General features: G+C 29.4%; 8 protein-coding genes. All 8 read left to right on the top strand.

Annotated elements, in window-relative coordinates:
- Nucleotides 1–861 (top strand): glycogen/starch/alpha-glucan phosphorylase (locus NSA58_RS11605; protein ID WP_257560488.1); only part of this gene is annotated, 861 nt, incomplete at its 5' end.
- Nucleotides 862–1,064: 203 nt separating this feature from the next.
- Nucleotides 1,065–2,408: an ABC transporter substrate-binding protein gene (locus NSA58_RS11600; RefSeq protein ID WP_039680905.1), complete on the top strand. Its 1,344-nt coding sequence runs from the start codon at nucleotides 1,065–1,067 to the stop codon at nucleotides 2,406–2,408.
- Between the two features lie 276 nt (nucleotides 2,409–2,684).
- Nucleotides 2,685–3,530: a carbohydrate ABC transporter permease gene (locus NSA58_RS11595; protein ID WP_074429977.1), complete on the top strand. Its 846-nt coding sequence runs from the start codon at nucleotides 2,685–2,687 to the stop codon at nucleotides 3,528–3,530.
- Nucleotides 3,530–4,387, top strand: a complete 858-nt coding sequence (locus NSA58_RS11590) for a carbohydrate ABC transporter permease (protein WP_052233111.1) — start codon at nucleotides 3,530–3,532, stop codon at nucleotides 4,385–4,387. Before NSA58_RS11595 ends, NSA58_RS11590 begins: the two co-directional genes overlap by 1 nt.
- Before the next feature lie 25 nt (nucleotides 4,388–4,412).
- The gene (gene malQ / locus NSA58_RS11585; protein ID WP_074080262.1) at nucleotides 4,413–5,894 is read left to right on the top strand and encodes a 4-alpha-glucanotransferase; all 1,482 of its coding nucleotides are present in this window, start codon (nucleotides 4,413–4,415) and stop codon (nucleotides 5,892–5,894) included.
- Between the two features lie 64 nt (nucleotides 5,895–5,958).
- Nucleotides 5,959–6,993: a LacI family DNA-binding transcriptional regulator gene (locus NSA58_RS11580; protein WP_039680902.1), complete on the top strand. Its 1,035-nt coding sequence runs from the start codon at nucleotides 5,959–5,961 to the stop codon at nucleotides 6,991–6,993.
- 38 nt (nucleotides 6,994–7,031) lie between these two features.
- Nucleotides 7,032–8,144, top strand: coding sequence for an ABC transporter ATP-binding protein (locus tag NSA58_RS11575; protein ID WP_039680901.1), 1,113 nt, complete (start codon nucleotides 7,032–7,034; stop codon nucleotides 8,142–8,144).
- An 81-nt stretch (nucleotides 8,145–8,225) separates the two neighbouring features.
- Nucleotides 8,226–8,786: YesL family protein (locus NSA58_RS11570; RefSeq protein ID WP_257560487.1), on the top strand; the 561-nt coding region annotated here is incomplete at its 3' end.

Genomic DNA, 8,786 nt, shown 5'->3' with positions numbered 1-8,786 from the left:
GAGCTTAAAAACTATTTAAAAAAAGTTCAAAATATAGATATTAATGAAAACTCTATATTCGATATTCAAATAAAAAGATTACATGAGTATAAGAGACAACATATGAATGCTTTATATGTGATCTATAAATATTTACAAATTAAAAAGGGAAGTGTTCCAACAACACCGATTACAATTATATTTGGTGCCAAAGCAGCACCTGCTTATACAATAGCAAAAGATATAATACATTTAATTTTATGCTTACAACAACTTATAGATAATGATGAGGAAGTAAGTAAATATTTAAAAGTTGTAATGGTAGAAAATTACAATGTTACTGCAGCTGAAAAATTAATACCTGCATGTGATATATCAGAACAAATATCATTAGCATCAAAAGAAGCAAGTGGAACAGGAAATATGAAATTCATGTTAAATGGTGCATTAACTCTTGGGACAGAAGATGGAGCTAATGTTGAGATACATGAACTTGTTGGAGATGAAAATATATTCATATTTGGGGAAAGTAGCTATGAGGTAATCAAACATTATGCACAGGGAGATTATGATCCACTTGATTTATATATAAAAAATAAAAATATAAAAGAAGTAGTAGATTTTATCGTTGGCGATGAACTTATGCAAATTGGATGTGAAGAAAACCTTATAAGGTTATATAAAGAAATAATTAAAAAGGATTGGTTTATGGGGTTATTAGACTTCCAATCATATTGTGATAAAAAAGAAGAAGCATTTAAAGAATATGAAAATAGGAAGAAATGGTCAAAGAGAATGTTGATTAATATTAGCAAAGCTGGATATTTCTCATCTGATAGAACTATTGATGAATACAATAATGATATTTGGAAATTAAAGTAGAAAGTTAGTGGCTATGTCCACTGTATAATATTAACTTATATGTTCACATAGTCACTTTTATATAATTAAAAAGATATAGTAAAACTTATTGATTTTTAAAAGAATGGGTGTTACTATTTTATTAACAGGGAAGGAAAACGTTATCGGAAACGTTATCGGAAACCTTTCCGGAGGAAGACTAAAATATATGAGGGGGAAATATCATGATAAAACTTAAAAAGTATTTAACAATTGCTTTATCTGCAGTTATGGCAACTGTAGCATTAACTGGTTGTTCATCATCTTCTGATGATGCGGCTAAAGGTGATGAAAAAGGTTCAGTATACTACTTAAGCTTCAAACCAGAGCAGGAAGAACAATGGAAAAAGATAGCTGAAGATTATGAAAAAGAAACTGGTGTAAAAGTAAAAGTAGTTACAGCTGCAAGTGGTACTTATGAACAAACTTTAAAATCAGAAATAGCTAAGGAAGATGCTCCAACATTATTCCAAATAAATGGACCTGTAGGATACCAAGCTTGGAAAGATTATACTCTTGATTTAAAAGATACAGAATTATATAAACACCTATTAAATGAGGATATGGCTGTTAAAGATGGAGATGGAGTATATGGTATACCTTACGTTGAAGAAGGATATGGAATAATATATAACAACGCAATAATGGAAAAATACTTCAAATTAGATGGTGCAAAAGCTAAATCTATGGATGAAATAAATAACTTTGATAAATTAAAAGAAGTAACTGAAGATATGCAAGCTAAGAAAGATAAGTTAGGAATAGATGGTGTATTTGCTTCTACATCTTTAACTCCTGGTGAAGACTGGAGATGGCAAACTCATTTAGCTAACTTACCTATATACTATGAATACAAAGATAAAGATGTAACTGATTTAGACAAGATAGATTTTACTTATGCTGATCAATATAAAAATATATTTGATTTATACATAAATAATTCTACTTGTGAACCTACTTTATTAGGAAGTAAAACAGTATCTGATTCAATGGCTGAATTCGCTTTAGGTAAAGCAGCTATGGTTCAAAATGGTAACTGGGGATGGGGACAAATAGCAGAAGTTGAAGGAAATACTGTTAAAGAAGAAGATGTTAAATTCATGCCTATATACACTGGTGTTAAAGGTGAAGAAAAACAAGGTCTTTGTATAGGAACTGAAAACTTCTTCTCTATAAACAACAAAGCTTCTGAAGCTGATCAAAAAGCATCTATAGCTTTCATTGAGTGGTTATTTACTTCTGATACTGGTAAAAAACATGTAACTGAAGAATTAGGATTTATAGCTCCATTTGATACATTCAAAGATGCTGAAACTCCACAAGATCCTTTAGCTCAAGAAGTTTTAAGATACTTAGGAAATAAAGATTTATATAATGTAGACTGGAACTTCGTATCATTCCCAAGTCAAACATTCAAAGATGACTTTGGTGCAGCTTTACTTGAGTATGCTAATGGAAATATGAAGTGGGAAGATGTTAAAACTAAAGTAGTTGATGAGTGGGCTAGCGAAAAAGAAGCAGCTAAATAAATATAACTAATAAAAACATTAATACTTGTAAGTGTATTTTTGAAAGTTGATAGACTATTAATAAAATAATGATCTAGAACTATTTTAAAGATATTAAAATTAAATTAATTCAAGATAGAAAAGGCTTAGCCATAAATAACAGTATATTACCGTTAAACTAAATTAAGGATTAAGTCCTAGTTAAATTATGAGGTAATAATATTTATGGTCTAAGCTTTTTATTTAACTAAGATTATTTTATAGCACTTACTTTTTATTAATAATAGGAGGTATAGTATGCAAAAAACATTGAAAAAATATTTTGCTGTATTTTTATTACCAACAGTGATAGCATTCTCCATAGCATTTATAATTCCATTTATAACAGGATTATATTTATCATTTTGTGATTTTACTACAGTAAGTAATGCAAAGTTTGTAGGGATACAAAACTATATAACAGCATTTGAGCCAAGTCAAAGATTCTTAGAATCATTTGGTTTCACAACTTTCTTTACGATTATATCTATAGTAACTGTTAATATAATTGCATTCACACTTGCTTATTTATTAACAAAGAAGATAAAAGGAACAAACTTTTTCCGTACAGTATTTTTTATGCCTAATTTAATAGGTGGTATAGTGCTAGGTTATACTTGGCAATCAATGATAAATGCTGTTCTAGCAAACTATGGAACAACTTTAGTTGCTAATGGAAAGTATGGACTTATTGGATTAATATTATTAATGAACTGGCAAATGATAGGATACATGATGATCATATATATAGCAGGCCTTCAAAATGTACCTACAGAATTAATAGAAGCATCAAAAATTGATGGAGCAACAAAATGGCAAACTTTAAGACATGTAACAATACCAATGGTAATGCCATCTATAACAATTTGTCTCTTTCTAACGCTATCAAATAGCTTTAAGCTATATGATCAAAACTTAGCTTTAACTAATGGTGCTCCAATGCACAAAACTGAAATGTTAGCACTGAATATAGTAAATTCATTCTATGGAAGAAATAACTTTGAAGGTGTTGGACAGGCAAAAGCCGTTATGTTCTTTATAATAGTAGCTCTTATTGCTCTTACTCAATTGTATTACACTAGAAAGAGGGAGGTAGAACAATAATGCAAAACGCAGTTCCAAGAAGAAAAAAAAGCATGGGAAATAGTATTACATTTTTAATACTTTGTGCATTAGTAGTAGTATTTTTAGCTCCTATTTTATTTATAGTTATAAACTCATTTAAAGGTAAGTTTTTTATAAGTGATAATCCGTTTGCATTTCCTACACCAGAGACATTTGTGGGAATTACAAATTATATTAATGGATTAGAGAGAACAGGGTTTTTAAGTGCTATAGGATGGTCATTTTTTATAACAATAGGATCAGTTGTAGTAATAATATTCTTCACATCTATGACTGCTTATTATATAACAAGAGTAAAAAGTAAATTAACAAGTACTCTTTACTACTTATTTGTATTTTCAATGATAGTACCATTCCAAATGGTAATGTTCCCTATGGTAAAATTAGCGGATACATTAAACTTAGCAAATCCAGTAGGTATGATTGCTTTATACTTAGGCTTTGGGGCAGGTTTATCAGTATTTATGTTTAGTGGATTTGTTAAATCAATACCATTAGAAATAGAAGAAGCTGCTATGATAGATGGTTGTAATCCATTACAAACTTATTTCTACATAGTATTACCAATATTAAAGCCTACATCTATAACAGTTGCTATATTAAATGCAATGTGGATATGGAATGACTACTTATTACCTTATCTAGTTATAGGTTTATCTACAAAATATAAAACGATTCCGGTAGTAATTCAAATGCTTGTAGGATCAAATGGAAATAGAGATATGGGAGCTATGATGGCAATGCTTGTGTTAGCTATTATCCCAATAATAATTTTCTACTTAGTTTGTCAAAAACACATTATAGAAGGTGTTGTTGCTGGAGCTGTAAAAGGATAACAAAAAGTATTATAGGAGGGACATCATGAGAAGAAGTGGGATGTTATTACCTGTTGCAAGTTTACCATCAAAATATGGTATAGGAGCTTTTTCAAAAGAGGCTTATGATTTTATAGATATGTTACACGAAGCAGGCCAAAGTTTATGGCAGATCCTGCCTCTTGGCCCTACTGGATATGGTGACTCTCCATATCAATCATTTTCTACTTTTGCAGGTAATCCATATTTTATAGACTTAGATGAATTAGTTAAAGAGGACTTATTATCTGAGGATGAGTGTAATAGTTATGACTGGGGAGATAATCAGAAATATATTGATTATGAAAAAGTTTATTTATCAAGATATAAAATATTAAAGTTGGCATATAAACGAAGTAATATAGGTTTAAGTAAAAAATTTAATGCGTATTGTGAAAAAAATAAATGGTGGTTACATGACTATGCATTATATATGGCAATAAAAGATTCATATGATGGAAAGTCATGGATAGAGTGGGATGAAGATATAAGAGAAAGAAAAGAAGAAGCTATATTAATATATGAAAAAAGATTACAAGAAGAAATTGAGTTTTATAAGTATTTACAATATTTATTTTTTAATCAGTGGAATAAATTAAAAGCTTATGCAAATAAAAAAGGAATTTCTATTATAGGAGATATTCCGATATATGTATCGTTAGATAGTTCAGATACATGGGCAAGTCCTGAACTGTTTCAATTAAACAAAGATTGTATACCAACAGCTGTTGCAGGGTGTCCACCAGATAGTTTCTGTGAGACAGGTCAGTTGTGGGGAAATCCATTATATGATTGGGAATATCATAAGTTTACCAATTATGAATGGTGGATAAAAAGAATAAAACAGTCATTTGAATTATATGATATTGTAAGAATAGATCACTTTAGAGGTTTTGATGAATATTACTCTATACCATATGGAGATTTGACTGCTGTAAATGGTACATGGGAAAAAGGACCTGGGATAGAATTATTTAAATACTTGAAAGAGGAGTTAGGAAAAGTAGACATTATAGCAGAAGATTTAGGATTTTTAACAGAAAGTGTACAACAACTTCTTAAAGATACAGGATATCCTGGTATGAAAATACTACAGTTTGCTTTTGACTCAAGAGAGGATAGTGACTACCTACCTCATAACTATAATAGAAATTGTATAGTTTATACTGGAACACATGACAATAATACTATTTGTGGATGGTATAAAGAAATCAGTAAAGAAGATAAAAGAATGTCTATTAATTATATGAATAACAAATATACTCGTGATAATGCTATACATTGGGATTTTATATGTTTAGCTATGAGAAGTGTAGCAGATACTTGTATAATACCAGTTCAAGATTATTTAGGATTGGGATCAGAGGCAAGGATAAATACACCTTCAACATTAGGTGGGAACTGGAAATGGAGAATGGAGAAAGATTGCTTCTCTAAGAAAATGATAAAGAAAATAAAGATGTTAACTAAATTATATGCAAGGATATAATTTTAGTGTCTATTATGTGATAAACTGATATAGCAAAATACAATAATGAAAGGATAGTGTTAATATGAAGGCAATCACAATTAAAGATATAGCTAAGATATGTGGTGTCGGAGTAAGCACAGTTTCAAGAGCCATTAACAATCATCCTGACATAAGTGAAGAAACTAGAACTATGATAATGGAAGTTATAAAAGAAAGTAACTTTGTTCCAAATAAAAGTGCTAGAAACTTAAAACTTTTAGATACTAAAACCATAGCAGTATTAATAAAAGGGATAGACAACCCATTTTTTCAAAATATGATAAAAGTATTTGAAGAAGAAATACAAGATAGAAAATATTCCTTTATATTACATAGAGTTGATTCGAACCAAGATGAAGTTGAAGTGGCTTTAGAGCTTATAAAAGAAAAAAGACTAAAAGGAATTGTATTTCTTGGAGGAAATTTCTCTCATCAAGAGGAGAAACTAAAAGAAATTAATGTACCTTTTGTTTTAAGTACAATAGCTATAGCAGGTGATGTAGATAAAAATTTATACTCATCAGTATGTGTAGATGATAAAAATGAAAGTGAAAAAGTAGTTAACTTTTTATGTGACCAAGGTCATACAAAAATTGCAATTTTAGCTGCTGGTAAAAGTGATCAAAGTATTAGTAAATTGCGTATACAAGGATATCGTAATGCATTAATAAATAGGAATATTCCTATAAATGAAAATCTAATCAGACATACTGATAATAATGAAAATATTCAAATTATAAAAAATGGATATAAGCTGATGAAAGAACTATTAGCGTCAGGAGAGGAGTTTACAGCAGTTTATTCTATTTCTGATAGTATGGCAATTGGAGCAAGTAAAGCTATATTGGAAAGTGGAAAAAGAATTCCACAGGATTATTCTATTGTAGGATTTGATGGATTAGATATGACATATTATTATAACCCTTCTATTACTACCATACGTCAGCCTGTGGAAGAAATGGCAAGAGAAACTACTAAAATACTATTTGATTTAATTAACAAGAAGACTAAAAATCAGCATAGAGTTTTCGAAGGGGAATTAATTGTTAGAGAGTCAACTTCTAAATTAAGAAAATAATTTTAGTATCATTAAGTGTATATGAGGGGGATTAAAAAATGGCAAGCTTATCATTACAAAATATTAGTAAGATATATGAAAATGGTTTTGAAGCTGTAAAAGATTTTAATTTAGAAATAGAAGATAAAGACTTTATAATATTCGTAGGTCCATCAGGCTGTGGTAAATCGACAACATTAAGAATGATAGCAGGACTGGAAGATATAAGTAAAGGGACTTTAAAAATAGATGATAAAGTAGTAAATGATGTGGAAGCTAAAGATAGAGATATAGCAATGGTATTCCAAAGTTATGCCTTATACCCACATTTAAGTGTATATGATAATATGGCTTTTGGGCTAAAATTAAAGAAAGTTCCAAAAGAAATAATAGATGAAAAAGTTAAATATGCTGCTAAAATACTAGATCTTGAAAAATTATTAGATCGTAAACCTAAGGCATTATCTGGAGGACAAAGACAAAGGGTTGCCATGGGTAGAGCAATAGTTCGTGAACCAAAAGTATTCTTAATGGATGAGCCTTTATCAAACCTTGATGCTAAATTAAGAGTTCAAATGCGTACAGAGATATCTAAACTGCATGAAAGATTAGGAGCAACTATGATATATGTTACTCATGATCAAACAGAAGCTATGACTCTTGGTACAAAAATTGTAGTAATGAAAGATGGTGTAGTACAACAAGTTGATACGCCACAAAACCTATACAACTCGCCAAAAAATAAATTTGTAGCTGGGTTTATAGGCTCTCCTCAAATGAACTTCTTAGATGCAACAGTCTGCAAAAATGATAAAGAAATTACATTAAAAGTAGGAAAGCATGAATTAGTACTACCAGAAGCTAAGGGTAAAGCCTTAATTGATGGTGGATATGTAAATAAAGTAGTGTCTATGGGTATACGTCCAGAGAATGTGCACGATTTAACTGAATTAAACGAAGAAAGTACAGGAAGAGAAATTGAAACTACTATAAATGTATATGAATTATTAGGATCAGAGGTATACTTATACTTTAATATAGAACAATTCCCTATGACTGCAAGAGTAAAGGCTACAACTCCAGCGAGAGTAGGTGACAAAGTGAAGTTTAAATTTGATATGGAGAATGTTCATGTTTTTGATAATGAAACTGGGATAGTAATAACAAATTAATAAATATATAAAATAAACTGCTATAATAATAACTATGGCAGTTTTATTTAATACTTTTTGAATTAAGAGGAAGGATTTTTTATGGGGAATTTATTCAGATATGACAACAAATTTTTTGAGGTTCTAGGAAAGATAACTAATATAGTTATACTTAACTTATTATGTATAGTAGCATGCTTGCCAATTATAACTATAGGGGCGTCAGTTACAGCTACGTACTCTGTTGCGATGCAGATGGCAAAAGATAAAGAACCATATATAGTAAAAGAGTTTATAAAAAGGTTCAAAGAAAACTTTAAAACTAGTACAATAGTATGGACTGTTATGTTAATAATAGGAGGAGTATTATTATTTGATTTCTATATATCTAGATTAGTTTTAAATGAATCAATTAGTAAGGCTTTACAGTTGGTATTTACTATGATAAGTATAATATATATTTTTACACTTACATATGTATTTCCAATGATATCTAAGTTTGAAAATACTATAAAAAATACTATGATAAATTCTACTCTTATATCTATACAAAACTTACCTTATACATTAATGATGGTAGCCTTAAATTTAAGTCCATTATTACTAATTAATTTATTTAATATGTATTGGGGACATATAATATTTTTTTACACAGTAATTAGA

This window comes from Terrisporobacter muris (assembly GCF_024621905.1).
GTDB lineage: Bacteria > Bacillota > Clostridia > Peptostreptococcales > Peptostreptococcaceae > Terrisporobacter > Terrisporobacter muris.
This window is presented reverse-complemented; position numbering and strand designations above follow the sequence as displayed.